Below are 23,800 nucleotides of genomic sequence, written 5' to 3'. Positions count from 1 at the left end.
GGGGGCGCATCGGCATGAGCATTCGTTTCGCCCACACGATCGTCGTGGAGCAATCGCCGGCGGAAGTGTTCGCGACACTCGACGATTTTTCCGTCACGCCGCAATGGCTCGAGCGCTGCACCGGCATCGAGAAAGCGGCGCCGGGGCCCAACGCCGAGGGGCAGGCGCTGCGCTACGCGTACCGCGACGGGCGGCGGGCCGGCGTGATGGACGGGCGCATCGTCATTCGCAAGCCGGGTGAGCGGCTCGTTTGCGTGTACGAAGACCGGATGATGCGCGTGAACGTCGATTTCCGCATCGAGGCGCATGACGGCGGCACGCGCCTGACTCACGAGGTCGAGATCGCGCCCAGAACCTGGCTCGCGCGGCTGTTCTCGCCGATGGTGCGCCGCGCGCTGCCGATGCAGACCGTTCGCGCGATGGAAAGCTTGCGCGATTACCTGCGGCGCGCCCATGCGCCGCAGGTCGGCAAATGAAAAGCGCCGGTCGGTGACCGGCGCTTCGAGCGTGAGGTGACGCCTGGCCGTCAGTGCTTCAACCGGCCGAGCAGCAGGAACTCCATCAGCGCCTTCTGCACGTGCAGGCGGTTTTCCGCCTCGTCCCACACGACGCTCTGCGGGCCGTCGATCACGCCGGCCGTCACTTCCTCGCCGCGGTGCGCGGGCAGGCAGTGCATGAACAGCGCGTCCTGGTTCGCGTGACCCATCATTTCCTCGTCGACGCACCAGTCGGCGAACGCCTTCATCCGTGCCTCGTTTTCGGCTTCGAAGCCCATGCTCGTCCACACGTCGGTCGTCACGAGATCGGCGCCCTTGCACGCTTCGTTCGGATCGTCGAACACCTCGTAGAACGGCGCGCTGCCCGGCGACACGAGCTTCATGTCGAGCGCATAGCCCGGCGGCGTCGACAGGCGCAGCTTGAAGCCGAGGATCTGCGCGGCTTCGATCCAGGTGTACAGCATGTTGTTCGCATCGCCGACCCACGCGACCGTCTTGCCGGCGATCGGGCCGCGGTGCTCGTAGTACGTGAAGATGTCGGCGAGCACCTGGCACGGGTGGTAATCGTTGGTCAGGCCGTTGATCACCGGCACGCGGGAGTTTTCCGCGAAGCGCGTGATCACGTCCTGCTCGAACGTGCGGATCATGATGATGTCGACCATCCGCGAGATGACCTGCGCGGAATCCTCGACCGGCTCGCCGCGGCCGAGCTGCGTGTCGCGCGTACTCATGAACACCGCGTGGCCGCCAAGCTGGAAGATGCCGGCTTCGAACGACAGGCGCGTGCGCGTCGAGCTCTTCTCGAAGATCATCGCGAGCGTGCGGTCGTGCAGCGGGTGGTAGGTCTCGTAGTTCTTGAACTTGCGCTTCAGGATACCCGTGCGTTCGAGCACGTACTCGTAGTCTTCCAGCGAGAAATCCTTGAACTGCAGGTAGTGACGAATGGTTTTGGCGGTCATGAAACGAAGTACGGCGGGTCTGAACCGGCAGCGGGGCCGGACGGCGCCGCCGTCGGGTGTGGATAACTCAAAGCAGCATAAAGGATTTTCTGTGCTTTGACGAGCCACGGCGCGAGCCGCGAAGAAAACCGGGGCGGGATCGTGGCGCGCGACGGAGAACGCCGGAAGAGGGGCCGCGAGACGACGCGCGATGGCGCGCTGCGGTATAATTCAAAAGTTTTCTCCAGCCCGGCAGGCAAGCCTTTTCGCGCTCTGCCGGACACAAGCCATGCGCTGCACAAATCCGGTGCGGCGCGCCGGCGGCACGCATCGACGGCCTGTTTTCGGGATATCGGAGCGCGTGTGTCGTCGTCCACTCCAGCTTTGTGTTCGCGTATCCAGGCGCCGTCGCCTGGACATCGCCGGGCCGTCACTTGGGTAACCACATGGCTGAAACCCCTCCGACCGAATTCTTCATCCAGGGCATTACGAAAGACGGGAAAAAGTTTCGCCCGAGCGACTGGTCGGAGCGTCTGGCCGGCGTGATGGCCTGCTTCGGGCCGGGTGCGAGCGGGCCGAACGCTCGCCTGAAATATTCGCTGTACGTGCGCCCGACGATGCTCGGCGACCTGAAATGCGTGATCCTCGATTCCCGGCTGCGCGACATCGAGCCGATGGCGTTCGATTTCGTGCTGAACTTCGCGAAGGACAACCACCTCGTCGTCACCGAGGCGTGCGAGCTGCCGGACTACAACGAGAAGAAGTGAGTTTGACGGGCGAGGGTGCATGCCGCGCCCGCGCCTGATGGTCGCCCGGTGCGATGCGCGGACGACACGCAACAAAAAAGCCCGCCTAGGCGGGCTTTTTTGCGATCGCAGGAAACAGGAGCGCCCGCCGAAGCGGGCACACCGGATTTACGCTGCTGCCTGCAGACCCTTGACGGCTGCGGCGAGGCGGCTCTTGCTGCGAGCGGCCTTGTTCTTGTGAACGATCTTCTTGTCGGCGATCGTGTCGATCGTCTTCACGGCAGCCTTGAACAGCTCGGCAGCCTTTGCCTGGTCGCCGGCTTCAACAGCCTTGCGAACCGACTTGATCGCGGTACGGAATTTCGAGCGCAGCGCCGAGTTGTGCGAATTTGCCTTCGCGGCTTGGCGGGCGCGCTTGCGTGCTTGTGCGGAGTTAGCCATGACGGTTCCTTATCCTGTCCTGTTTCCAGAGCTTGGAGCCTGACGGCCAAGCGCTGCTTTTCGATCCGTCCCCTGAGAGCGATTGCCCAGGGGCGCATAAAAAACGGTGATTTTAACCGAGGCCGAGACATGAAAACGACAGGCGCCGTGCATGTAACAGGCTCAGAAACCGGCGATTATAGCAACAAAATCAAGCGCGTGGCAAGGTCAACGTGACATCGGCCGGACGAGGGTGCCGGCGACGTGCGCCCTTTTCGGCATCCGTCCGTGCCGGGACACGCAACGTCCGTATAATAAGCGCCCCATGAATCTATTCCGAGCCCTGCTGACGGTCAGCGGCTTCACGCTGCTGTCGCGCGTGACCGGACTGGCCCGCGAGACGCTGATCGCCCGTGCGTTCGGCGCCAGTCAATACACCGACGCGTTCTACGTCGCCTTCCGAATTCCGAACCTGCTGCGCCGCCTGTCTGCCGAAGGCGCGTTCTCGCAGGCGTTCGTGCCGATCCTGGCCGAGTTCAAGAACCAGCAGGGGCACGATGCGACCAAGGCGCTCGTCGACGCGATGTCGACCGTGCTCGCCTGGGCGCTCGCCGTGCTGTCGGTCCTCGGGATCGCCGGCGCGTCGTGGGTCGTGTTCGCGGTCGCGTCCGGCCTGCATACCGACGGGCAGGCGTTCCCGCTCGCGGTCACGATGACGCAGATCATGTTCCCGTACATCGTGTTCATCTCGCTGACGACGCTCGCGTCCGGCGTGCTGAACACCTACAAGAGCTTCTCGCTGCCCGCGTTCGCGCCGGTGCTGCTCAACGTCGCGTTCATCGCCGCGGCCGTGTTCGTCGCACCGCACCTGAAGGTGCCGGTCTTCGCGCTCGCGTGGGCCGTGATCGTGGGCGGCGTGCTGCAGTTCCTCGTGCAGCTGCCGGGGCTGAAGAAGATCGACATGGTGCCGCTGATCGGCCTCAACCCGGTGCGCGCGCTGCGTCATCCCGGCGTGAAGCGGGTGCTCGCCAAGATGGTGCCCGCGACGTTCGCGGTGTCGGTCGCGCAACTGTCGCTGATCATCAACACCAACATCGCGTCGCGGCTCGGGCAGGGCGCGGTGTCGTGGATCAACTACGCCGACCGCCTGATGGAATTCCCGACCGCGCTGCTCGGCGTCGCGCTCGGCACGATCCTGCTGCCGAGCCTGTCGAAGGCGCACGTCGACGCCGATTCGCATGAATATTCGGCGCTGCTCGACTGGGGGCTGCGCGTCACGTTCCTGCTCGCGGCGCCGAGCGCGCTCGCGCTGTTCTTCTTCGCGACGCCGCTCACCGCGACGCTGTTCAACTACGGCAAGTTCGACTCACATACCGTCACGATGGTCGCGCGCGCGCTCGCGACCTACGGGATAGGCCTCGTCGGCATCATCCTGATCAAGATTCTCGCACCGGGCTTCTATGCGAAGCAGGACATCAAGACGCCGGTGAAGATCGCGATCGGCGTGCTGATCGTCACGCAGATCTCGAACTACGTGTTCGTGCCGCTGATCGGCCATGCGGGCCTGACACTGAGCATCGGCGTCGGCGCCTGCCTGAACTCGCTGCTGCTGTTCCTCGGGCTGCGCAAGCGCGGCATCTACCAGCCGTCGCCGGGCTGGCCGCGCTTCTTCGTGCAGTTGATCGGCGCGACACTCGTGCTCGCGGGCCTGATGCACTGGTGCGCGATCAGCTTCGACTGGACCGGCATGCGCGCGCGGCCGCTCGATCGCATTGCGCTGATGGCCGCATGCCTCGTGCTGTTCGCTGCACTATATTTCGGTATGTTGTGGGTGATGGGCTTCAAATACGCTTACTTCAGAAGGCGCGCCAAGTGACGACCGCAATGACTCGCGTCCTCGACTACTTCAGCACGCTCGTGGCGGACGACGACAGTCTGCCCGTCACGGAAACCGTGCTGTCGCTCGCACAGGACGCGTATCCCGATCTCGACCTGCAGGGCACGCTGGCCGAAATCGACATCCTGGCCGCGCGGCTGCGCCGCCGGCTCGCCGACGATGCGAACCTGAAGGACCGCGTCGCCGCGCTCAACGAGTTCTTCTTCCGCGAACTCGGCTTCGCATGCAATCACAACGATTACTACGACCCCGATAACAGCCACCTGAACGCGGTGCTGAAGCGGCGGCGCGGGATTCCGATCTCGCTGTCGGTGCTGTATCTGGAGCTCGCCGAGCAGATCGGCGTGCCGGCGCGCGGCGTGTCGTTCCCAGGCCACTTCCTGCTGCGCGTCACGCTGCCGGACGGCGACCTGATCATCGATCCGACCAACGGCCATTCGTTGTCCGAAGCCGAGATGGTCGAGATGCTCGAGCCGTACGTCGCGCGTGCGGCGGGCGCGGTCGACAGTGCGTTGCGCGCGCTGCTGCAGCCGGCCACGAGCCGCGAGATCATCGCGCGGATGCTGCGCAACCTGAAGACGATCTATCTGCAGACGGAACGCTGGCAGCGGCTGCTCGCGGTGCAGCAGCGGCTCGTGATCCTGCTGCCGGAACAGCTCGACGAAGTGCGCGACCGCGGCTTCGCGTATGCGCGGCTCGATTATCTGCGCCCAGCGCTCGAGGATCTCGAGCAGTATCTCGGCGAGCGGCCCGATGCGGACGACGCGACCGTCGTCGAATCGCAGGTGACCGAGTTGCGGCAGCGGATGCAGCGCGACGGCGAGGACTGAGCCGTCGCAGTATCACCGGCACCTCGAACGTCGAAACGCCCGCATCGCGGGCGTTTTTCGTTTGCAGTGGCTTGCATTTACTTCGGCTGCATCCGGATCGCGCCGTCGAGGCGGATCACTTCGCCGTTGAGCATCGGGTTCTCGATGATCTGGCGCACCAGCATCGCGTATTCATCCGGTTTGCCGAGCCGCGGCGGGAACGGCACCATCGCGCCGAGCGCGTCCTGCACGTCCTTCGGCATGCCGAGCAGCATCGGTGTCTCGAACAGCCCGGGCGCGATCGTCATCACGCGGATGCCGTGGCGCGACAGGTCGCGCGCGATCGGCAGCGTCATGCCCGCGACGCCGGCCTTCGACGCCGCATACGCGGCCTGGCCGATCTGGCCGTCGTACGCGGCGACCGACGCGGTGCTGACGATCACGCCGCGTTCGCCGCCGGCGTTCGGCGCGGTCGCGGCCATCGCGGCGGCCGCGAGCCGGATCATGTTGAAGGTGCCGACCAGGTTCACGTTGATCGTCTTCGCGAACACGTCGAGCGGATGCGCGCCGTCCTTGCCGACGGTTTTCGCGGCGGGCGCGATGCCCGCGCAGTTCACCAGGCCGCGCAGCGTGCCCGTGCCCGTGCGCGTCGCGGCGTCGACGGCCGCCTGCGCGTCGGCCTCGCCCGACACGTCGCAGCGCACGAACAGGCCGCCCAGCTCGCTCGCGAGCGCCGTGCCGGCCGCCTCGTTCAGGTCGGCGAGCACGACCTTGCCGCCGGCCTGCGCGAGCATGCGGGCCGTGCCGGCGCCGAGGCCCGATGCGCCGCCCGTGATCAGAAAGACGTTGCCGCGAATCTCCATCACTGTCTCCTTGGTTGGGTCCGATGCCGGTCGATCGGAGGAAGGCCGGTGCGCCGGTTCAGGGGGCGCATGCGTTCGATCGATTGTACGGGGCGCCGTCGGGCGCGGGCGAGACCGGCACGGTCATGCGAATCCAGGTCGGACGAAACGGACCGAAGGGACGACGCAGGCGAAACGGACTAAATGGACGAAACGGACGAAAAAAAACCGCCCGGAAAGGGCGGCTTGCGGAGCACGGCGCGGTGCTTACTTCAGTGCGTCGAACGCGCGCTCGCGGATTTCGTCAACGCTGCCGAGGCCCGAGATCTTGCGATACTGCGGGGCCTTCAGGCCGTTTTCCTCGCCGCGCTGCGCCCAGTCGCCGTAGTACGTGATCAGCGGCTTGGTCTGCGCTTCGTACACCTCGAGACGCTTCAGGACGGTTTCTTCCTTGTCGTCGTCGCGCTGGATCAGCGGCTCGCCCGTCACGTCGTCCTTGCCCTCGACCTTCGGCGGGTTGAACTTCACGTGGTACGTGCGGCCCGATGCCGGGTGCGTGCGGCGGCCGCTCATGCGCTCGACGATTTCCGAGAACGGGACGTCGATTTCGAGCACGTAGTCGATCGCGACGCCGGCTTCCTTCATCGCGTCAGCCTGCGCGATCGTGCGCGGGAAGCCGTCGAACAGGTAGCCGTTCGCGCAGTCGGATTCCTTCAGGCGCTCCTTCACGAGGCCGATGATCAGGTCGTCCGTCACGAGCTTGCCTTCGTCCATGAAGCGCTTCGCCTCGATGCCGAGCGGCGTGCCGGCCTTGACGGCCGCGCGCAGCATGTCGCCCGTCGAGATTTGCGGGATGCCGAACTTTTCCTTGATGAAGTTTGCCTGGGTACCCTTGCCCGCGCCGGGCGCGCCCAACAGGATCAAACGCATGGTGATATCTCCGGTATGTAGATTCGTGTGGCGAGACGCAAAAGCGTCGGCGACAGCGTGCGCGGGGCTTGCCTTGCGCGCGGCGGACCGGTCTGATGCGGCGCGCGGCGAAAAGCGACGCGCGGCTGCCGGGACGGGCCGTGGCGGGGTCAAGCGATGGCGCGCGGGTCGCGGACGGCTCGCACAATCGCCTGATTATGCCACGGGTTATTTTGAACCCGGCCGAAAAAGGGCCTGCACGCGTGCGAGATCGGCCGGCGTGTCGATGCCGGCTTCGGGCGCGTGTTCGGTGATCAGCACGGCGATGCGCTCGCCGTGCCACATCGCGCGCAGCTGTTCGAGCTGCTCGGCCTGCTCGATCGGCGCCTGCGCGAGCGACGGATAGGTGCGCAGGAAACGCGCGCGATACGCGTAGAGGCCGATGTGGCGATGGACCGGAAAGGCCGGCCCAGGCATGGCCGCAACGTCGGGCCAGTGCGGCTGGTACGCATCGCGGCTCCACGGAATCGGCGCGCGCGAGAAGTACATCGCGACGTTGCGCGCGTCGAGCGCGACCTTCACGATGTTCGGGTTGAACACGTCGGCGGCGTCGTGGATCGGATGTGCGGCGGTCGCGATCGCGCAGTCCGGATGCGCGGCGAGGTGCGACGCTACGTCGCGCACGAGCGCCGGGTCGATCAGCGGCTCGTCGCCCTGCACGTTGACGACGACGGTGTCGTCGCTCCACCCGAACGTCGCGGCGACTTCCGCGAGCCGGTCGGTGCCGGACGGATGGTCGGCGCGCGTCAGCACCGCTTCGAAACCGTGCTCGCGGGCCGCGTCGAGCACGCTCTGCGCGTCGGACGCGACGAGCACCTGCTGCGCGCCCGCTTCGCGCGCGCGCTCGGCGACACGGACGACCATCGGCTTGCCGCCGAGATCGGCGAGCGGCTTGTTCGGCAGGCGCGTCGACGCGAGCCGGGCAGGAATGACGGCGATGAAGGGCTGCGGATGAGTCATCGGGGCTGGGCGGTGAGAAGAGCGGGGCGGGCGGCGCGTCGAAGGCAGGCCGCCCGGCAGGTTCGGCACGCGGCTGCGGCGAACCGCGGCCGCGTTCCGGTGCGCCGGTGCGGCGTTTAGCTGCTGGCCGGGCCGGCGGGGTCGACCGGCGTGCCTTCGACGGTCTGGCGTGCTTCGTCGACGAGCATCACGGGGATGCCGTCGCGGATCGGGTAGGCGAGCTTGTCCGCGTTGCAGATCAGCTCCTGCGCGGCGCGGTCATAGTGGAGCGGGCCTTTGCAGATAGGGCACACAAGGATTTCAAGCAGGCGAGCGTCCACGGAGTTTCTCCACAACGAGGGCAATGAGGCGAGGATCGAGCGCGGCTTCGACGGGGACGACCCACAGCCGAGCGTCGCGCCAGGAAGCGCCCAATTTTACTGCATCCTTCTCGGTGATCAGGATCGCGTCGACCGCGTCGTCGACGAACGGATTGTCGGCGAACGCGTAATGGTCGGGCAGCGCGCGCGTCGCCGGCGCGAGGCCGGCCGCGCGCAGCGTCGCGAAGAAGCGTTCGGGCGCGCCGATGCCGGCCGCGGCGAGCACGCGCTCGTGCGCGAACTGCGACAGCGGGCGGCGCAGCGCCGGCTGGTCGAGGTGCCAGGCGGCGCCCGGCGTGAGCGCGAGCGAATAGGTGTCGGGCCACGGCGGCAGCGCGCCGCTGTACGGATCGTTGACGAGCGTCGCGTCGCGGTGGCGCGACAGCGGTTCGCGCAGCGGCCCGGCCGGCAGCAGGAAGCCATTGCCGCCGAGCCGGTGGTCGAACACGACGAGCTCGACCGTGCGCGCGAGGCGATAGTGCTGGAGGCCGTCGTCGCTGACGATCACGTCGACGTCCGGGTGCGCGGCGCGTAGCGCCTGCGCGGCCGCGACGCGGTCGGGGCACACCCACACGGGCGCGCCGGTGCGGCGCGCGATCAGCAGCGGCTCGTCGCCGGCCGCGCGCGCGCGCGACGCGGGCGTGACCGCGGTCGGTGCCTTCACGTTCGCGCCGTAGCCGCGCGACACGACGCCCGGCGTGAAACCGGCCGCGCGCAGCGCGTCGACGAGCGCGATCACGGTCGGCGTCTTGCCGGTGCCGCCGACGGTCACGTTGCCGACCACGACGACGGGCACGCCGACGTCGACCGATTGCTTCCAGCCCTGCGCGTAAGCCGTGCGGCGCAGCGCCGCGCACAGGCCGAACACGCACGCGAACGGCGTGAGCGCCCAGGCGAGGGCGCCGCGTCGCTGCCATTCGCGCGTGAGGCACGCTTCGAGCCGCGCGAGCGGGCCGCCGGGCGCGCTCATCGGGCCGGGCGCGGCGCGTCGTGCGCCGCGGCGTGGGACGGATTCGTCAAGACGGATTCTCCGTTGGGCGGCGCATGCCGCAAGGTCTTCGGAAGGCGGCACTCTAGCGCGCCGCACGCGGGCGCGGCAAGCGCGGCCGGGCGACGCACCCGATGGGGCCGGATCGGAACGGGCTGTGGATAACTCTGTGAAAAACTCCCCGCCTGTTCACGTCAAACGCCCGCCGGGTGGACATCGAATCGGTTGAGAATCAAGCTGCAAGGTTTAAAAAACTATAAAAATCAATGCATTGCGCGGAATCGTCTGGATTTTTCCGTGGTTTTTAAGCGGTTTTGGTGGACGATTGCCAGAGTGTGGACACCTTCCGCGTGTTGCAGCGCGGGCGGCCGGCGCTGGACGCCGCGCGCGTGTCGGACTATCGTGTCGCCGCCAGCATTCATCCGACCGCCCATGCTTTCCGACTCTCCCTTTTCCGCTCCCGGCGCCGCACGCGGCGGCGACGAAGTGATTCCCGTTTCGGCGCTCAACCGCGCGATTTCGACGATGCTCGAGCGCTCGTTTCCGCTGCTGTGGATCTCGGGCGAAGTGTCGAACTTCACGCGCGCCGCGAGCGGCCACTGGTATTTCTCGATCAAGGACCAGCAGGCGCAGATGCGCTGCGTGATGTTCCGCGGTCGCGCGCAGTACGCGGAATTCACGCCGCGCGAAGGCGACCGGATCGAGGTGCGCGCGGTCGTCACGATGTACGAGCCGCGCGGCGAAGTGCAGCTCAACGTCGAGGCCGTGCGGCGCACCGGCCAGGGGCGCCTGTACGAGGCGTTCCTCCGGCTGAAGGCGCAGCTCGAGGCCGAGGGTCTGTTCGCACCCGAGCGCAAGCGGCCGCTGCCGGCGCACCCGCGCGCGATCGGCATCGTCACGTCGTTGCAGGCCGCCGCGTTGCGCGACGTGGTGACCACGCTCGCGCGCCGCGCGCCGCACATTCCGGTGATCGTCTATCCGGCGCCCGTGCAGGGCGCGGGCGCCGCCGAGAAGCTCGTCGCGGCCGTGCAAACCGCGAACGCGCGGCGCGAGGTGGAAGTGCTGCTGGTCTGTCGCGGCGGCGGGTCGATCGAGGATCTGTGGTCGTTCAACGACGAAGCGCTCGCGCGTGCGATCGCGGCGAGCGAACTGCCGGTCGTCAGCGGCGTCGGCCACGAAACCGATTTCACGATCGCGGACTTCGCGGCCGACCTGCGCGCGCCGACGCCGACCGGCGCGGCCGAACTCGCGAGTCCGCAGCGCGCGTTGCTGTTGCGCGAGGTGGCCGACCGGCAGCGCGCGCTTGCGCGCAGCCTGGAACGCGGGCTCGAGCAGCGTGCGCAGCAGCTCGACTGGCTCGCGCGCCGGCTCGTCAGCCCGGCCGAACGGCTGCAGCGGCAGCGCACCCATGTCGAACAGCTGGCGGTGCGGCTCGCGTCGGCGGCGTCGCGGCCGGTGCGCGACGCGCGTGCGCGTTTCGCGCTCGCGCAATTGCGCTGGCAGCGCGCGCGGCCCGATCCGGCGCAGGCGCGCCATGCGCTCGCCGGATTGTCGCAACGTCTCGTGGTGGCGCTGCAGCGCCGTCACGAGCGCGATACCGCGCGCGTGTCGGCCTGCGCGGCGCGGCTCGAGGTGCTGAGCCCGCAGCGCACGCTCGAGCGCGGTTACGCGGCGCTGATCGACACGCAGTCCGGCCGCGCGGTGCGGGCACCGAGCGCGCTGAAGCCGCAGCGCCGCCTGACCGTGCATCTCGCCGAAGGCTCGGCCGACGTGTCGCTCGCCGACGTGCAGCCGCGGCTGACCGATACGATCTGACGGCGGCGTAAGCGAAACGAAGGCCACGCGCCCGGCGGTCCGGATGCACCGGGCGCGCCGGACGCGGGAACGGAGGCTGCGCATCGCCGTCTCGTCCTGCCGGATGAAGCGCCAGCGCCGATTTTCTGCATACCGCGGATAAATGCCCGTGAGTTTGCGGGGATATTCGGACTCGCCTACAATCGGACGCTCGGCAGCATTCAACACAGCCTCCCTACATACTCAACGAAGGAATCGCCATGGCTCATACGCTCCCGCCGCTCCCGTACGCTGAAGACGCACTCGCGCCGACCATCTCGAAAGAGACGATCGAGTACCACTACGGCAAGCACCACCAGGCTTATGTGACGAACCTGAACAATCTGATCCCGGGCACGGAATTCGAAAGCCTGTCGCTGGAAGAGATCGTGAAGAAGTCGTCGGGCGGCATCTTCAACAACGCCGCGCAAATCTGGAACCACACGTTCTTCTGGAACAGCCTGTCGCCGAACGGCGGCGGCGCACCGTCGGGCGCGCTGGGCGACGCGATCAACGCGAAGTGGGGTTCGTACGACGCGTTCAAGGAAGCGTTCACGAAGGCCGCGGTCGGCACGTTCGGTTCGGGCTGGGCATGGCTGGTGAAGAAGGCCGACGGTTCGCTCGACATCGTGTCGACGAGCAACGCCGCCACGCCGCTGACGACGGCCGACAAGCCGCTGCTGACGATCGACGTGTGGGAACACGCGTACTACATCGACTACCGCAACGCACGTCCGAAGTTCGTCGAAGCGTTCTGGAACATCGTGAACTGGGACTTCGCAGCGAAGAACTTCGCGTAAGTCCGGGCGTCCCGCGCGCCTTTGCGGCGCGCGGCACCCCAACAAAAAGCCCTCGTCACGAGGGCTTTTTTGCTTTTGTCGGGCGTGAATCGACGCATGGCATGCGCCGGATCAGCCGATCATCCCCGACACCCAGCCGAGCGCCGCGCTGGCGATCACGACGGCCCACGGCGGCACGCGCCAGAACACGAGCGCGACGAACGCGACGAGCGCGGCTGAGAAATCGCGTGGCGACACGATCGTGTCGCGCCATACCGGCTGATAGAGCGCGGCGAGCAGCAGCCCGACGACGGCCGCGTTTACGCCCGCGAGCGCGGCCTGCATGCGCGTGCTGCGGCGCAGGCGTTCCCAGAACGGCGCGGTGCCCGCGACGAGCAGGAACGACGGCGCGAAGATCGACACGAGCGCGATCGTCCCGCCGAGCCAGCCGTTCGGCGCATCGCGCAGCGATGCACCGAGGAAGGCCGAGAACGTGAAGAGCGGCCCCGGCACGGCCTGCGCGACACCGTAGCCGGCCAGGAATGCCGAATCGCCGATCCAGCCCGGCGCGACGACGGCAGCCTGCAGCAGCGGCAGCACCACGTGGCCGCCGCCGAACACCAGCGCACCGGTGCGGAAGAAGGCGTCGACGACGGCGAGCGTGTTCGAATGGAGCGCGCGTGCCGCGACCGGCAACGCGACGATCAGCGCGGCGAACAGGACGAGCCACAGCATGCCCGCACGGGGCGACACGTGCAGCGGCAACGGATCGTGGGCGCCGCGCCCGGGCTGCGGCAGCAGAACGAGACCGGCTGCCCCCGCCGCGACGATCACGGCTACCTGCAGCCATGCGGTCGGCACGAGCAGCGCGATGCAGGCCGCGATCGCCATCAGCGTGACGCGGCGCGCATCCGGGCACAGCGTGCGCGCCATGCCCCACACCGCCTGCGCGATCACCGCGACCGACACGATGCGCAGCCCGTGCAGCGCGCCGGCCGCGACCGGCATGCCCGTCGCGTGCACGCCGAGCGCGAACAGCATCATCAGCAGCGCCGACGGCAGCGTGAAGCCGAGCCACGCGGCGAACATCCCGGCATAGCCCGCGCGCGACAGGCCGATCGCCATCCCGACCTGGCTGCTCGCCGGACCCGGCAGGAACTGGCACAGGCCGACGAGATCGGCATACGCGCGCTCGGTCAGCCAGCCGCGCCGCGTGACGAACGCGTCGCGGAAGTAGCCGAGATGCGCGACGGGCCCGCCGAACGACGTGAGGCCGAGCCGCAGGAACGCGACGAATACGGGCCACGCGCGGCGGGAAGGGGGAGTGACGGTCGACGTGTTCAAGCGCGGATGACGGGAGGCGAACGAGCCGCCACGATAGCGCAATGGCATGGCAGCAGGAATGCGGCGTTGCGGCGAAGGCGCGGCCGTGTCGGGACTGCGGTCAGGACGTGCCGTCGGGCAGCCCGCTCGCGCGGCGCAGTGCGTCGACGTCGACGAGTTCGATCTCGCCGACGTGCAGCCGCACGACGCCGTCGGCCTGCAGCGCCTTCAGCAACTGGTTGGTGGTCTGCCGCGTCAGCGACAGCATCGCCGCGAGCTTTTCCTGCGACAGCCGGATGCGCGTGCGGCCGGCGCTGATGCCGCCGTAGCCGTCGGCGATCATCAGCAGCCGTGCGGCAAGCCGCTGCGCGGCCGGCATCACGCTCATCGATTCGACGGTCAGGAAGCTCAGCCGGAGCTTTTGCGCCATCAGGAGCGCGAGCTGCCGCCAGTATTGCGGCGTCGCGTCGAGGATCGCGAGCAGCGCGGCCTGCGGCACGTGCAGCAGCAGCGTGTCGTCGAGCGCGATCGCGTCGTGCGTGCGCGGCTGGCCGTCGAACAGCGCGATCTCGCCGAACCACGTGACGGGTTCGGCGACCGTCAGCAGCGCTTCCTTGCCCTGCGGATCGACCGCACCTATGGTGAGGGAACCGGCCAGCACCGCATACAGCCCGCACGGCGGGGCGCCGCGGCGGAACAGCGCGTGGCCGGCCGGCAGGCGCCGCAACGCGGCATGGGCGAGCAGGTCTTCGCGCAACGTGGGTGGCAGCGCGGCGAACCACGGGTGCGCTTCGATTTGCGGCAGGTAGGGGGCGAGCGACGAGGGCATGGGCACGCGATGTCGGGTAGCTGACAGAGGTTCTCGGGCGTGACGCGCATCATAGCGCTCGATGATCGTTCAGGAGACACCATGAAGACGCTCGAAGACCACCTTTCCCAGTATGCGGCCTACCATCGCGACGCGCGCAACATCGCGACGCATCTGGTCGGCATCCCGCTGATCGTGTTCGCGGTCGAGGTGCTGCTGTCGCGGCCGGCGCTCGGCACGCTGGCCGGCGTTGCGCTGTCGCCGGCGCTGCTGCTCGCGGTGGCGTTCGCGGTGTTCTACCTGCGTCTCGACCTGCGCTTCGGGGTGGTGATGACCGCGTTGTTCGCACTCGGCCTGTGGGCCGCGCAGACGCTCGCGCTGCTGCCGACCGCGCAATGGCTCGGGATCGGCATCGGCGCGTTCGTGGTCGGCTGGATCGTGCAGTTCGTCGGGCACTGGTTCGAGGGGCGCAAGCCCGCGTTCGTCGACGACCTGGTCGGCCTGATGGTCGGGCCGCTGTTCGTCGTCGCCGAAGTCGCGTTCTTCGCCGGCCTGCGCGGTGAGGTGCGCCGCGAAGTCGAACGGCGCTCGGGCCCCGTCCACGGCGGCGCGCACTCGCATGTCTGACACGTCGGTCGCGCCGGTCTGCGTGTTCGGCGCGGGCGCGGTCGGCTGCTATCTCGGCGGCCGGCTCGCGGCCGCGGGGACGCCGGTGACGCTCGTCGGCCGCGTACGGATCGGCGACGCGATTCGCGTAAACGGGCTGACCTTGACCGACCGGCGCGGCTATCGCGCGACACTCGCGCCGGCCGAGGTCGCGTTCTCGACCGATCCGGCGGCATCGGCGGCATCGCGGCCGGCCTGGCGCGGCGATGCGCTGTGGGCCGAACTGGTCGCGCAGGCGCCTCGTGCGGGCGACGTGCGAGCAGCGTAGGGCCGCGCGTCGCGCACCACACCACGCGCGATGCGCAACGGCTAAGATGCGGAGTGCGTCACACGACATGACACGACATGACGCGTCCGCGGAGCAATCGCCATGGTGGATCGCCCGACTCTCGATGCCTACGAAGCCCATGCCGCGCAATACGCGCAGGACTGGCTCGACCAGGCCGCCCCCGACGACATGTACGCGCTGCTCGAGCAGTATTTCTCGCCGGGGCCGACGGCCGACGTCGGTTGCGGCGCGGGGCGCGACACCGCGTGGCTTGCTTCGCAGGGGTTCGACGTGCGCGGCTACGATGCGAGCGCCGCGCTGCTCGCCCAGGCGCGCTTGCGCCACCCGTCGCTGACATTCGAGCTGGCTGCGCTGCCGGCGCTCGCCGGCGTGCCGTCCGGCGCGTTTCGAAACGTGTTGTGCGAGACGGTCGTCATGCATCTCGAACAGGCGGATGCCGCTGCGGCGGCCGCGCGGCTGGCCGCGCTGCTGATGCCCGGCGGCACGCTGTACCTGAGCTGGCGGGTAGCCGGCAACGGCACGTTGCGCGACGAGCGCGGCCGCTTGTACACGCCGCTTGATTCGGCGCGCATGCATGCGGCACTCGGTGCCGGCATGCACGTGATCGACGAGCACGAGGTGGTCAGCGCGTCGTCCGGCAAGCGCGTGCACCGGCTGATCGCGCGCCGGGCCGACGACGTCGACGGCGCCGCATGAGCGCGGCGCGCGAACTCATTCGCGGTTGAGCGCCGCTTCCCAGTTGATGTCGACACACAGCACCTGCATGCCGGTCGCGACCGGCGCGGCGATCGATGCGGTCACGCACAGGTGCGCTTCGTTGATCGACAGGTACGGCGGCGTCAGGTGTACGCGGCCCGGCGCGCGCATCGCGTGGATGAAGTAGGGGCGGCGCTCCCAGCTCGCGCCTTCCGAATGCAGCAGCGGCCGGAAGCGCTTTGCCCGCTGCGATATGCTGCCGCGCGCGAGCACGTTGTCGCCGATCTGGCGGCCCGATGCATCGAGCAGGAAGCAGCGCGCGGTTTCCTGCAAGCCGAGCACGGCGCCGGCGGCGTCGATCAGCGTGTCACCCGCGACGAGCTGCTGGCTCGCTTCCTCCAGTGCGGCGACATACGGCGCGAGGCGTTCGGCCTGGGTGCGCTCGCGTTGCGCGACGCGCAGCCGCAACGCGGCCGACAGCGTATCCATGCAGCCGGCGGCGGCCTGCGGTTGGACGGGGTCGACGCTCGGCCCCGCGAAGTATTGCCCCTGCACGAAATCGACGTCGCATTCGAGCGCGATCAGCGCGTCGCGCTCGGTCGACAGCCCGCCCATCAGCACGAGCTGCCCGGATTCGTGCAGCAGCGACACGAGCCCCGGCAGCACGCGCTCGAGATGCGAGTGCTCGCTCGCCTGCGCGAGAATCCCGCGGTCGAGCGTGACGATGTCGGGGTGCAGGTGCCACACGCGGTCGATGTTCGAATGCTTCGCGCCGAAGCCGCCGAGCGCGATCAGGAAGCCGGCCTTGCGCAGGCCGTCGACGATCGCCGCATAGCGCGGCGTCTCGCCGCCTGCCTGCTCGGGCACCTCGAGCACCACGCGGTGCGGCGGCAGGCCGAGCGCCTTCAGGTTCGCGAGCAGCGCGTCGCCGTAGATGGTGTCCATCAACGCGGCCGGATGCAGGCTCAGGAAGAGCCATTCGTCGTGGCTGTCGAACGCGTGGAAGTTGCCGAGATGCAGCGATTCGGCGAGCCGGCCGAGCTCGAGCAGGTCGCCGCGCCGCGCCGCCTGCGTGAACACCTCGTGCGACGCCACCTGGCGGCTTTCCTCGTCGTGCGCGCGCAGCGACGCGTGATAGCCGATCGCGCGGCGGTGCGACACCGAGAAAACGGGCTGGAACACGCTGAACACGGTGTACGCACCGTACAGGACGGTGCGCCGCTTCCCGTCGTCGCCGGCGACGGGGCGGGGCGGCTGAAAGCCGGGTGGATCGATGTCGATCATGCTCATGATGTCGGCCGAAGGAGGACTGCCAGTTTACCTACAGAATAGGCGAGCAAGAAGCATGCACGACATCGCGCCCCGTGCGACGGCCCGTCGCGGGCGCCGGCTGCCGCACGGGGCGGACGCGCTGCACCGACATGGTGCGCCGCGCGCCGTCGTGGCGATTGCGGCGGCGCGCGCCGTGCTCAAGCGCGTTCGGACGGATCGGTCTTGTGCTGCGCGCGGCCGCGGATCTCGGGCGCGAGCTGCGCGAAGATCCACGCGGACGCGGCCGTGATGATCCCGACGCAGATGAAGGTCGCATGGAACGCGGGCAGCGTGTTGCTCGGCGTCACCGTGCGCAGCATTCCCGTGAAGGTCGCCAGGAGCGCGCCCGCGACCGTGACGCCGAGGCTCATCGACAGCATCTGCACGAGCGAGAACAGGCTGTTGCCGCTGCTTGCGCCGCCGGTGCCGAGATCCTTCAGCGTCAGCGTGTTCATCGCGGTGAACTGCATCGAGTTGAAACCGCCGAACAGCGCGAGATGGACGACCTTCACCCACACGGGCACCGTGTCGCGCATCAGCGCAAAGCTCGCCATCATCACGCCGACCATGATCGTGTTCGCGAGCAGCACCTTGCGGTAGCCGTGCTGCGTGATCAGGCGCGTGATGATCCGCTTCGAGAACATCCCGGCCGCCGCGACCGGCAGCATCATCAGCCCGGCCTCGAATGCCGAATAGCCGAGGCTCACCTGCAGCAGCAGCGGGATCAGGTACGGCATCGCGCCGCTGCCGATCCGCGCGAACAGGTTGCCGAGCAGGCCGACGCTGAACGTATGGATCTTGAACAGTTCGAGCGAGAAGATCGGCTGCGGCGCGCGCACCGCGTACAGGCCGTACGCGACGAAGCACGCGAGGCTCAGGATCAGCAGCACGAGCACGGCCGCGTGCTGCATCCCGAGGTCGGCGAGCCCGTCGAGCGACAGCGAGATCGCGACCATCCCGATCGTCAGCAGCAGATAGCCCTTGAGGTCGAAGCGGCCGACGGCCGGGTTGCGCGAGTCGGGCATCGTGTAGAAGGTCGCGACGCAGCCGGCGACGCCAACCGGTACGTTGATCAGGAAGATCCAGTGCCACGACGCGATCTTCACGAGCCAGCCGCCGAGTGTCGGCCCGATCAGCGGCCCGATCAGCCCGGGAATCGCGACGAACGACAGCGCGGGCAGGTAGCGTTCGGCCGGAAACGTGCGCAGCACGGCGAGCCGCCCGACCGGCAACAGCATCGCGCCGCCCACCCCCTGCACGACGCGGAACACGACGAGCTGCGACAGCGTATGCGCGTTCGCGCACAGCAGCGAACCGAGCGAGAACACCAGGATCGCGCTGAAGAACACGCGCCGCGTGCCGAACGTGTCCGCGAGCCAGCCCGAGACGGGAATCATCACCGCCATCGTCAGCGAGTAAGCGATCACGACCGACTGCATCCGCAGCGGCGATTCCCCGAGACTCACTGCCATCGACGGCAGCGCCGTGTTGACGATCGTCGCATCGAGCGTCTGCATGAAGAAGCCCGTTGCAACGAGCCAGAGCATCACGGTGAGGTTCTTTTCGCCGGGAGCGGCGGCGGGCGGGCGTTGGAACATGGGGACGGACCGGTGGCGCGGGACAGCCGCCATTGTAGGCAAAGCCGCCGTGCCACGCAGGATCGGCCCGGGTGCGCCGGACGCCCGTCCGCCGGCGGACCGGTACAGTTCAGCCGAAAGTGTCTGCAGGCGTATCTGTCCGCGTGTTGCCGCTGTCCGAAATACTGGTGTCATCGAACCCACGCGACCCGGAGGCGGCCATGCGCGAACTGCGACTCTACGAGATGGACGGCAACGAACCGGCCGGGCGGTGGCGGATCGTCGATCGCACCACGCTGCAGGTCGCTGACGGCGATCTGTGGGTGACGATCGAGGGCCGGCCCGACGATTACTGGCTGCGCGCCGGCGAGACGCTGGCGCTGCTGCCCGGCATGCGCGTTTGGATCAGCGCGGCGGCGGGCGGCGCGGTGTTCGCGTTCGGCCCGCAGACGGCGCCGGCCGTGCAGGCTGCGCCGATCGCGTGGCGACGGCTCGCCGCATGGCGCGGCGGACGCGCTCAGGCAGCCGCGTCGCTGCCGACGTAGCGCGCGCGGGGCCGGATCAGCTTGCCGTCCGCAACCTGTTCCAGCGCGTGTGCGATCCAGCCCGCGGTGCGGCCGGCGGCGAACAGCGTGAACGCGGCGCCGTCGGGTAGCGCAAGCGTGCGCTCCAGCACCGCGAGCGCGAAATCGATCGCGGGTTGCAGGCCGGTCGCCGCCTCGACCCGCGCGGCGAGCGCGCGGGCCATCCGGAGCGGCGCCCGGTCGGGCAGCGTCGCGTGCAGGGCGTCGAGCAACGCGCGTGCGCGCGGATCGCCGTCGGGATAGAGCGGGTGCGCGAAACCCGACAGCGCCGTGCGTGCGCCGTCCGCCCGTTCGTCGTGCGCGACGCGCAGCGCGAGGTAGCGGTCGAGATCGGCGGCACGCGCCGCTTCGTCGAGCAGGGCGCCCGCGCGGAACGTCTCGCCGCCGTGACGCGGGCCCGACAGCGCCGCGAGCCCGCCCGCGATCGCACCGAACAGGTGGGTGCCGGTCGACGCGATGCAGCGCACCGCAAAGGTCGACGGGTTCAGTTCGTGATCGGCGCACAGCACGAGTGCGCGGCGCAGCAGGTCCGCTTCGTCGCGCCGCCGGATTCGCCATGCGGCGGCGAGCTGCCGATGCACCGGCGCGTCGCTCGGCGCGATACCGGCCAGCGCGGCCGTGGTCACGCGCAGCAGCAGCGTGGCCGCGTCGAACTGCGCGTCGCGCCCCTGCGCCCACAGGCGCGGCAGCGAGGCAGCCGCGGCGGGGAGCAGCACCAGCGTGCGCTCGATCGGCGCGAGATGTGCCCAGCGGCGGGCCCAGTCGTCCCACTGCGCGGTGTCGAATCCGGTCGACGATAGCGCTGCCGCGGTGAGCCGCGCGGGCGGACAATCCCACAGCCGTGCGGCCGTTTCCTCGAGCGTCGCGTCGTTCGCGAGCGCGATCGCATCGGCGCCGCGATAGTGCAGGCGGCCGTCGGCGATCTGCGTGATCCGCGATTCGAGCACGGGCACACCCCAGTCGAGCGAGCGCTCGGCGACGCCGCCCGCGCGTTTTGCATCGGCGCGGCGGCGTGCGAGCAGGCGCACCTCGTCCGCGTCGTAGCGGCGGCGCTTGCTCGCGCCGTCGGGCAGCGAGTGCAGCAGGCCGCGGCTCACATACGCGTAAAGGGTGCTCACGCTGACACCGAGGATGCCGGCGGCTTCCGGCGCGCTGAGGGACGTCATGCCGATCGCTCCTGTCGGGACGCATGAAGCGCGGCCCGGCTACAACTATTCGTTATGCATTGATTCGCGCAATCAAGATTGATCGCGCCCGTCGCGAATTCTAGACTCGAATCCATCTTCTCGACGGCTCGCATCCACCATGACACCCGAACTCGCATTGACCCGTTTGTGGCAACTCGCGCACGGCGAACCTGGCGCATTGGCGCGCGCGGCCGTGACGGGGCAGGACCCGACGCTGCCGTCGACGTTTCATGTCGGCACGCTCGCCGCGGCGACGATCGCGGCAGCCGGGCTCGCGGCGGCCGAATGCCACCGGCTGCGCACGGGCGTCGCGCAGCGCGTCGACGTGTCGATGCGTGACGCGCTCGTCGCGTTCCGCAGCGAACGCTACCTGCGCGTGGATGGCGGCCCGCCGCCCGAGCCGCGCCATCCGGTGACGGGTTTCTACGACACACGCGACGGGCGCTGGATCCAGCTGCATGCGAACTTTCCGCACCACCTGCACGGAATTCTCGACGTGCTCGGCTGCGGCCCGCAGCGCGACGACGTTGCCGCGGCGATCCGCACGTGGGACGGCGCGGCACTCGATACCGCGCTGGCCGAGGCCGGCCTGTGCGCGGCATTGATCAGAACCCCTGACGAATGGGCGGCGCACGACCAGGCACGCGCGCTCGCGTCGCTGCCGTTGTTCGAGATCGAGCGAATCGGCGACGCGCCCGTCGAGGCGATCGGCCGCGGCGAGCCCGACCAGCCGCTCGCGGGCGTGCGCGTGCTCGATCTCACCCGCATCATCGCGGGGCCGGTCGCGGGCCGCACGCTGGCATCGCACGGTGCACGGACGCTGCTCGTCAACGGCCCGCACCTGCCGAACATCGCGTCGCTCGTGATCGACAACGGGCGCGGCAAGCGCTCGACGTGGATCGACCTGCGCGAGGCGGCCGGTGTCGCCACGCTGCGGGAGCTCGCTCGCGATGCCGACGTATTCCTGCAGGCCTATCGCCCCGGCGCGCTCGCGGCACGCGGGTTCTCACCGCAGGCGCTGGCGGAGAGGCGGCCCGGCATCGTCTGTGTGTCGGTGTCCGCGTACGGGCATGCGGGGCCGTGGTCGATGCGGCGCGGCTTCGACAGTCTCGTGCAGTCGGCGAGCGGCATCGCCTGGCACGAGCAGCACGCCGCGCACGCGGACGGCCCGCGCCATCTGCCGTGCCAGGCGCTCGATCATGCGACGGGTTATCTGGCGGCGTTCGGCGCGATGATCGCGCTCGCGCGCCGGGCGACGGAAGGGGGGAGCTGGCACGTGCGGCTGTCGCTCGCGCAGACGGGGCGCTGGCTGCAGTCGTTCGGCGTGGTGCCGGACGGCCTGCACGCGGCGGATTTCACGTTCGACGACGTACGCGACCGGATCGACCGGACCGAGTCGCCGTTCGGCACGATCGATGCCGTGCATCCGGCCGAACGCCTGTCGGCCACGCCGCCGCGATTCGCGCGGCCACCCGTGCCGCTCGGCACGGACGAGGCGCGCTGGCAGTGAGCGCCGGCGGCGCCGTAAATATTGCCGGCGTTACTTGCGCAGCTCGACGACGAAGTCGTAGTAGTCGTTGCGGCAGTAGGTATCGGTGAGCTCGATCGCGCGCTGGTCGGCCGTATAGCCGATCCGCGTGATCAGCAGCAGCGCGTCGTGCGGCGCGATGCCCATCTGCTGCGCGATCTCGTCGGTCGCATTGACCGCGCGGAAATGCTGCAGCGCGCGCACGATCGGCGTGCCGCGTGCTTCGAGATAGCTGTACAGCGAACCGCCGATCGCCTGCGGATCGGGAATCAGCGTGGCGGGGAACGTCGAGTTCTCGACGGCCATCACGATGCCGTCGGCGAGACGCAGCCGTTTCAGCCGTGTAACCGATGCGGCCGGCGACAGGCCGAGCTGGATCACTTCGTCGCGGTTCGCCGGCTGGATCTCGCGTTCGAGCCATTGCGAACTCGGCTTGAAGCCTCGGCGCTCGAGCATCTCGCTGAAGCTCGAGAGCCGCGACAGCGGATCCTCGTAGCGCGGCTGGATGAAGTTGCCGGCGCCCTGCGTGCGGCGGATCAGGCCCTGCTCGACGAGCAGCGCGATCGCCTTGCGTGCGGTAATGCGCGACACGCCAAGTGCTTCGGACAGCACGCGTTCGGACGGCAGCGCCTCGCCGGCCGCCCAGCGATTGTCGTGGATCGCGTCGCCGAGCTTGCGGGCGAGCTGCAGGTAGAGCGGCGTGTCGTGGTCGGGGTCGGGGCGCAGGTCCTGCCAGCGGTCGTCCGTGGGTGCCTTCATGGAATGGGTATCGATCAGGTTGCCGGCCATTCTAAGTCATCATGCGGCGCCGTTATAGCCGGTTTTTGCCGTGCAACAGGTGGACGCCACGCCGATTGACTACACTGATGCGTCGAATTTGATGCTTCGGCCGCGGGTGCGCGGCTACGAATCCGCAGCGAGGAGCGCATGACAGACACGATCGCCACGGTCGTCCTGCCGGACGGCGAGACGATTCCGAAGCTCGGCCTGGGTACCTGGGAAATGGGCGAGCGGCCCGCGCGCCGCGCGGACGAGATCGCCGCATTGCGCGAGGGAATCGCGCTCGGGATGACGCTGGTCGACACCGCCGAGATGTACGGCGACGGCGCGACCGAGGCACTCGTCGGCGAGGCGCTGGCCGGCCTGCGCGACGACGTGTTTCTCGTCAGCAAGGTCTACCCCCATCATGCGAACCGACGTGGCGTCGCCGCCGCGTGCGATGCGAGCCTCAAGCGTTTGCGTACCGACCGTCTCGACCTGTACCTGCTGCACTGGCGCGGTTCGGTGCCGCTCGAGGAGACGGTCGAGGGGCTCGAGGCGCTGCGGCGCGCGGGCAAGATCCGCCACTGGGGCGTCAGCAATTTCGATACGGCCGACATGGCCGAACTCGTCGACGAGGCGGGCGGCGGCGCGTGCGCCACCAACCAGATCCTCTACAACATCGCGCGGCGCGGCCCGGAATTCGACCTGCTGCCGTGGCTCGCCGGCCACCGGATGCCGGCGATGGCCTACAGCCCCGTCGATCACGGGCGGTTGCCGAAGCGCTCGCCGCTCGACGAGATCGCGCGGCAGCGCGGCGTGTCGGTGACGCGCGTCGCGCTTGCCTGGGTGCTCGCGCAGCCGGGCGTGTTCGCGATCCCGAAGGCGTCGCGGATCGAACACGTGCGCGACAATCGCGCGGCGCTCGATCTGGTGTTGAGCGATGACGAGCGCGCGCAACTCGACGGCTACTTCCGTCCGCCGCGCAGCAAGCGCGCGCTCCAAATGCTCTGACAGCGTCGGGTCAGGCGACGC

Annotated in this window: 24 protein-coding genes and 1 pseudogene; 12 read left to right on the top strand and 13 right to left on the bottom strand. The window is 68.9% G+C overall.

Features of this window, described 5'->3' with window-relative positions:
- Window positions 1-14: 14 nt before the first annotated feature.
- On the top strand, window positions 15-476 hold the full coding sequence (locus U5771_RS00805) for an SRPBCC family protein (protein WP_322022193.1): 462 nt from the start codon (window positions 15-17) through the stop codon (window positions 474-476).
- 50 nt (window positions 477-526) lie between these two features.
- Here U5771_RS00805 and argF read toward each other — a convergent pair whose 3' ends face one another.
- Window positions 527-1,456 (bottom strand): ornithine carbamoyltransferase, encoded by a 930-nt coding sequence (argF, locus tag U5771_RS00800; RefSeq protein ID WP_322022192.1) that lies wholly within the window; start codon window positions 1,454-1,456, stop codon window positions 527-529.
- Window positions 1,457-1,881: 425 nt separating this feature from the next.
- On the opposite strand from argF, the gene U5771_RS00795 reads away from it, so the two are divergent.
- Window positions 1,882-2,202, top strand: coding sequence for a DUF3579 domain-containing protein (locus U5771_RS00795; protein WP_014896238.1), 321 nt, complete (start codon window positions 1,882-1,884; stop codon window positions 2,200-2,202).
- A gap of 147 nt (window positions 2,203-2,349) precedes the next feature.
- On the opposite strand, the gene rpsT is transcribed toward U5771_RS00795, so the two are convergent.
- The gene (rpsT, locus tag U5771_RS00790) at window positions 2,350-2,622 is read right to left on the bottom strand and encodes a 30S ribosomal protein S20 (RefSeq protein WP_006482211.1); all 273 of its coding nucleotides are present in this window, start codon (window positions 2,620-2,622) and stop codon (window positions 2,350-2,352) included.
- A gap of 232 nt (window positions 2,623-2,854) precedes the next feature.
- Between rpsT and murJ the strand changes: the two genes are divergently transcribed.
- Both murJ and U5771_RS00780 read left to right on the top strand, forming a co-directional pair.
- Complete coding sequence (murJ, locus tag U5771_RS00785) at window positions 2,855-4,477, top strand: murein biosynthesis integral membrane protein MurJ (RefSeq protein ID WP_322022191.1); 1,623 nt, start codon at window positions 2,855-2,857, stop codon at window positions 4,475-4,477.
- Between the two features lie 8 nt (window positions 4,478-4,485).
- Window positions 4,486-5,328: a SirB1 family protein gene (locus tag U5771_RS00780; protein ID WP_322022190.1), complete on the top strand. Its 843-nt coding sequence runs from the start codon at window positions 4,486-4,488 to the stop codon at window positions 5,326-5,328.
- A 77-nt stretch (window positions 5,329-5,405) separates the two neighbouring features.
- Here the strand turns inward: U5771_RS00780 and U5771_RS00775 are convergent, their stop codons facing one another.
- From U5771_RS00775 to lpxK, 5 genes are all read right to left on the bottom strand, one after another.
- Window positions 5,406-6,170: an SDR family NAD(P)-dependent oxidoreductase gene (locus tag U5771_RS00775; RefSeq protein ID WP_322022189.1), complete on the bottom strand. Its 765-nt coding sequence runs from the start codon at window positions 6,168-6,170 to the stop codon at window positions 5,406-5,408.
- 246 nt (window positions 6,171-6,416) lie between these two features.
- Window positions 6,417-7,079 carry an adenylate kinase gene (gene adk / locus U5771_RS00770; protein ID WP_322022188.1) on the bottom strand — a complete coding sequence of 221 codons (663 nt, stop codon included), beginning with the start codon at window positions 7,077-7,079 and terminating at the stop codon, window positions 6,417-6,419.
- Between the two features lie 207 nt (window positions 7,080-7,286).
- On the bottom strand, window positions 7,287-8,078 hold the full coding sequence (kdsB, locus tag U5771_RS00765) for a 3-deoxy-manno-octulosonate cytidylyltransferase (protein WP_322022187.1): 792 nt from the start codon (window positions 8,076-8,078) through the stop codon (window positions 7,287-7,289).
- A 116-nt stretch (window positions 8,079-8,194) separates the two neighbouring features.
- The gene (locus U5771_RS00760) at window positions 8,195-8,398 is read right to left on the bottom strand and encodes a Trm112 family protein (protein WP_322022186.1); all 204 of its coding nucleotides are present in this window, start codon (window positions 8,396-8,398) and stop codon (window positions 8,195-8,197) included.
- Window positions 8,379-9,407, bottom strand: coding sequence for a tetraacyldisaccharide 4'-kinase (gene lpxK, locus U5771_RS00755; RefSeq protein ID WP_322022185.1), 1,029 nt, complete (start codon window positions 9,405-9,407; stop codon window positions 8,379-8,381). The genes U5771_RS00760 and lpxK overlap by 20 nt, the downstream gene beginning before the upstream one ends.
- Window positions 9,408-9,857: 450 nt before the next feature.
- Between lpxK and xseA the strand changes: the two genes are divergently transcribed.
- Together xseA and sodB are read left to right on the top strand one after the other, a co-directional pair.
- Window positions 9,858-11,240 carry an exodeoxyribonuclease VII large subunit gene (xseA, locus tag U5771_RS00750; RefSeq protein ID WP_322022184.1) on the top strand — a complete coding sequence of 461 codons (1,383 nt, stop codon included), beginning with the start codon at window positions 9,858-9,860 and terminating at the stop codon, window positions 11,238-11,240.
- Between the two features lie 239 nt (window positions 11,241-11,479).
- Window positions 11,480-12,058, top strand: coding sequence for a superoxide dismutase [Fe] (sodB, locus tag U5771_RS00745; RefSeq protein WP_124499809.1), 579 nt, complete (start codon window positions 11,480-11,482; stop codon window positions 12,056-12,058).
- Between the two features lie 111 nt (window positions 12,059-12,169).
- Here the strand turns inward: sodB and chrA are convergent, their stop codons facing one another.
- Both chrA and U5771_RS00735 read right to left on the bottom strand, forming a co-directional pair.
- On the bottom strand, window positions 12,170-13,429 hold the full coding sequence (gene chrA, locus U5771_RS00740) for a chromate efflux transporter (RefSeq protein WP_415859373.1): 1,260 nt from the start codon (window positions 13,427-13,429) through the stop codon (window positions 12,170-12,172).
- Window positions 13,430-13,481: 52 nt separating this feature from the next.
- Window positions 13,482-14,189, bottom strand: coding sequence for a Crp/Fnr family transcriptional regulator (locus U5771_RS00735; protein WP_322022183.1), 708 nt, complete (start codon window positions 14,187-14,189; stop codon window positions 13,482-13,484).
- A gap of 81 nt (window positions 14,190-14,270) precedes the next feature.
- Here U5771_RS00735 and U5771_RS00730 point away from each other — a divergent pair, with 81 nt between their 5' ends.
- From U5771_RS00730 to U5771_RS00720, 3 genes and pseudogenes are all read left to right on the top strand, one after another.
- Complete coding sequence (locus U5771_RS00730) at window positions 14,271-14,795, top strand: DUF962 domain-containing protein (RefSeq protein ID WP_322022182.1); 525 nt, start codon at window positions 14,271-14,273, stop codon at window positions 14,793-14,795.
- Window positions 14,788-15,024 (top strand): annotated as a pseudogene (locus tag U5771_RS00725) (2-dehydropantoate 2-reductase N-terminal domain-containing protein); the annotation flags it as partial. The gene U5771_RS00730 and the pseudogene U5771_RS00725, both read left to right, overlap by 8 nt.
- A 180-nt stretch (window positions 15,025-15,204) precedes the next feature.
- Window positions 15,205-15,819: a class I SAM-dependent methyltransferase gene (locus U5771_RS00720; protein ID WP_322022181.1), complete on the top strand. Its 615-nt coding sequence runs from the start codon at window positions 15,205-15,207 to the stop codon at window positions 15,817-15,819.
- A gap of 15 nt (window positions 15,820-15,834) precedes the next feature.
- Here U5771_RS00720 and U5771_RS00715 read toward each other — a convergent pair whose 3' ends face one another.
- On the bottom strand, window positions 15,835-17,109 hold the full coding sequence (locus U5771_RS00715; protein WP_322022180.1) for an EAL domain-containing protein: 1,275 nt from the start codon (window positions 17,107-17,109) through the stop codon (window positions 15,835-15,837).
- Between the two features lie 179 nt (window positions 17,110-17,288).
- The gene (gene mdtD, locus U5771_RS00710) at window positions 17,289-18,728 is read right to left on the bottom strand and encodes a multidrug transporter subunit MdtD (protein WP_322022179.1); all 1,440 of its coding nucleotides are present in this window, start codon (window positions 18,726-18,728) and stop codon (window positions 17,289-17,291) included.
- A 200-nt stretch (window positions 18,729-18,928) separates the two neighbouring features.
- Between mdtD and U5771_RS00705 the strand changes: the two genes are divergently transcribed.
- Window positions 18,929-19,252 carry a DUF2917 domain-containing protein gene (locus U5771_RS00705; protein WP_322022178.1) on the top strand — a complete coding sequence of 108 codons (324 nt, stop codon included), beginning with the start codon at window positions 18,929-18,931 and terminating at the stop codon, window positions 19,250-19,252.
- Here the strand turns inward: U5771_RS00705 and U5771_RS00700 are convergent.
- Window positions 19,225-20,457: a citrate/2-methylcitrate synthase gene (locus tag U5771_RS00700; protein WP_322022177.1), complete on the bottom strand. Its 1,233-nt coding sequence runs from the start codon at window positions 20,455-20,457 to the stop codon at window positions 19,225-19,227. The genes U5771_RS00705 and U5771_RS00700 overlap by 28 nt on opposite strands.
- A 139-nt stretch (window positions 20,458-20,596) precedes the next feature.
- Here U5771_RS00700 and U5771_RS00695 point away from each other — a divergent pair, with 139 nt between their 5' ends.
- On the top strand, window positions 20,597-21,988 hold the full coding sequence (locus tag U5771_RS00695; protein WP_322022176.1) for a CoA transferase: 1,392 nt from the start codon (window positions 20,597-20,599) through the stop codon (window positions 21,986-21,988).
- A gap of 30 nt (window positions 21,989-22,018) precedes the next feature.
- Here U5771_RS00695 and U5771_RS00690 read toward each other — a convergent pair whose 3' ends face one another.
- Window positions 22,019-22,765, bottom strand: coding sequence for a GntR family transcriptional regulator (locus U5771_RS00690; RefSeq protein ID WP_322022175.1), 747 nt, complete (start codon window positions 22,763-22,765; stop codon window positions 22,019-22,021).
- A 168-nt stretch (window positions 22,766-22,933) separates the two neighbouring features.
- Between U5771_RS00690 and U5771_RS00685 the strand changes: the two genes are divergently transcribed.
- On the top strand, window positions 22,934-23,779 hold the full coding sequence (locus U5771_RS00685) for an aldo/keto reductase (RefSeq protein WP_322022174.1): 846 nt from the start codon (window positions 22,934-22,936) through the stop codon (window positions 23,777-23,779).
- Window positions 23,780-23,800 lie beyond the last annotated feature (21 nt).

This window comes from Burkholderia sp. BCC1977, assembly GCF_905339595.1.
Taxonomy (GTDB): domain Bacteria; phylum Pseudomonadota; class Gammaproteobacteria; order Burkholderiales; family Burkholderiaceae; genus Burkholderia.
Note: the sequence above shows the minus strand (reverse complement) of the source record. Positions and strands in the feature narration are given on the sequence as shown.

Excerpts from the sequence above, each read along its gene's own strand:
- U5771_RS00805 (WP_322022193.1), top strand. The coding sequence starts at position 15 with ATGAGCATTCGTTTCGCCCACACGATCGTCGTGGAGCAATCGCCGGCG.
- argF (WP_322022192.1), bottom strand. The coding sequence starts at position 1,456 with ATGACCGCCAAAACCATTCGTCACTACCTGCAGTTCAAGGATTTCTCG.
- U5771_RS00795 (WP_014896238.1), top strand. The coding sequence starts at position 1,882 with ATGGCTGAAACCCCTCCGACCGAATTCTTCATCCAGGGCATTACGAAA.
- rpsT (WP_006482211.1), bottom strand. The coding sequence starts at position 2,622 with ATGGCTAACTCCGCACAAGCACGCAAGCGCGCCCGCCAAGCCGCGAAG.
- U5771_RS00780 (WP_322022190.1), top strand. The coding sequence starts at position 4,486 with ATGACTCGCGTCCTCGACTACTTCAGCACGCTCGTGGCGGACGACGAC.
- U5771_RS00775 (WP_322022189.1), bottom strand. The coding sequence starts at position 6,170 with ATGGAGATTCGCGGCAACGTCTTTCTGATCACGGGCGGCGCATCGGGC.
- adk (WP_322022188.1), bottom strand. The coding sequence starts at position 7,079 with ATGCGTTTGATCCTGTTGGGCGCGCCCGGCGCGGGCAAGGGTACCCAG.
- kdsB (WP_322022187.1), bottom strand. The coding sequence starts at position 8,078 with ATGACTCATCCGCAGCCCTTCATCGCCGTCATTCCTGCCCGGCTCGCG.
- lpxK (WP_322022185.1), bottom strand. The coding sequence starts at position 9,407 with ATGAGCGCGCCCGGCGGCCCGCTCGCGCGGCTCGAAGCGTGCCTCACG.
- xseA (WP_322022184.1), top strand. The coding sequence starts at position 9,858 with ATGCTTTCCGACTCTCCCTTTTCCGCTCCCGGCGCCGCACGCGGCGGC.
- sodB (WP_124499809.1), top strand. The coding sequence starts at position 11,480 with ATGGCTCATACGCTCCCGCCGCTCCCGTACGCTGAAGACGCACTCGCG.
- chrA (WP_415859373.1), bottom strand. The coding sequence starts at position 13,429 with ATGCCATTGCGCTATCGTGGCGGCTCGTTCGCCTCCCGTCATCCGCGC.
- U5771_RS00735 (WP_322022183.1), bottom strand. The coding sequence starts at position 14,189 with ATGCCCTCGTCGCTCGCCCCCTACCTGCCGCAAATCGAAGCGCACCCG.
- U5771_RS00730 (WP_322022182.1), top strand. The coding sequence starts at position 14,271 with ATGAAGACGCTCGAAGACCACCTTTCCCAGTATGCGGCCTACCATCGC.
- U5771_RS00720 (WP_322022181.1), top strand. The coding sequence starts at position 15,205 with ATGGTGGATCGCCCGACTCTCGATGCCTACGAAGCCCATGCCGCGCAA.
- U5771_RS00715 (WP_322022180.1), bottom strand. The coding sequence starts at position 17,109 with ATGAGCATGATCGACATCGATCCACCCGGCTTTCAGCCGCCCCGCCCC.
- mdtD (WP_322022179.1), bottom strand. The coding sequence starts at position 18,728 with ATGTTCCAACGCCCGCCCGCCGCCGCTCCCGGCGAAAAGAACCTCACC.
- U5771_RS00705 (WP_322022178.1), top strand. The coding sequence starts at position 18,929 with ATGCGCGAACTGCGACTCTACGAGATGGACGGCAACGAACCGGCCGGG.
- U5771_RS00700 (WP_322022177.1), bottom strand. The coding sequence starts at position 20,457 with ATGACGTCCCTCAGCGCGCCGGAAGCCGCCGGCATCCTCGGTGTCAGC.
- U5771_RS00695 (WP_322022176.1), top strand. The coding sequence starts at position 20,597 with ATGACACCCGAACTCGCATTGACCCGTTTGTGGCAACTCGCGCACGGC.
- U5771_RS00690 (WP_322022175.1), bottom strand. The coding sequence starts at position 22,765 with ATGAAGGCACCCACGGACGACCGCTGGCAGGACCTGCGCCCCGACCCC.
- U5771_RS00685 (WP_322022174.1), top strand. The coding sequence starts at position 22,934 with ATGACAGACACGATCGCCACGGTCGTCCTGCCGGACGGCGAGACGATT.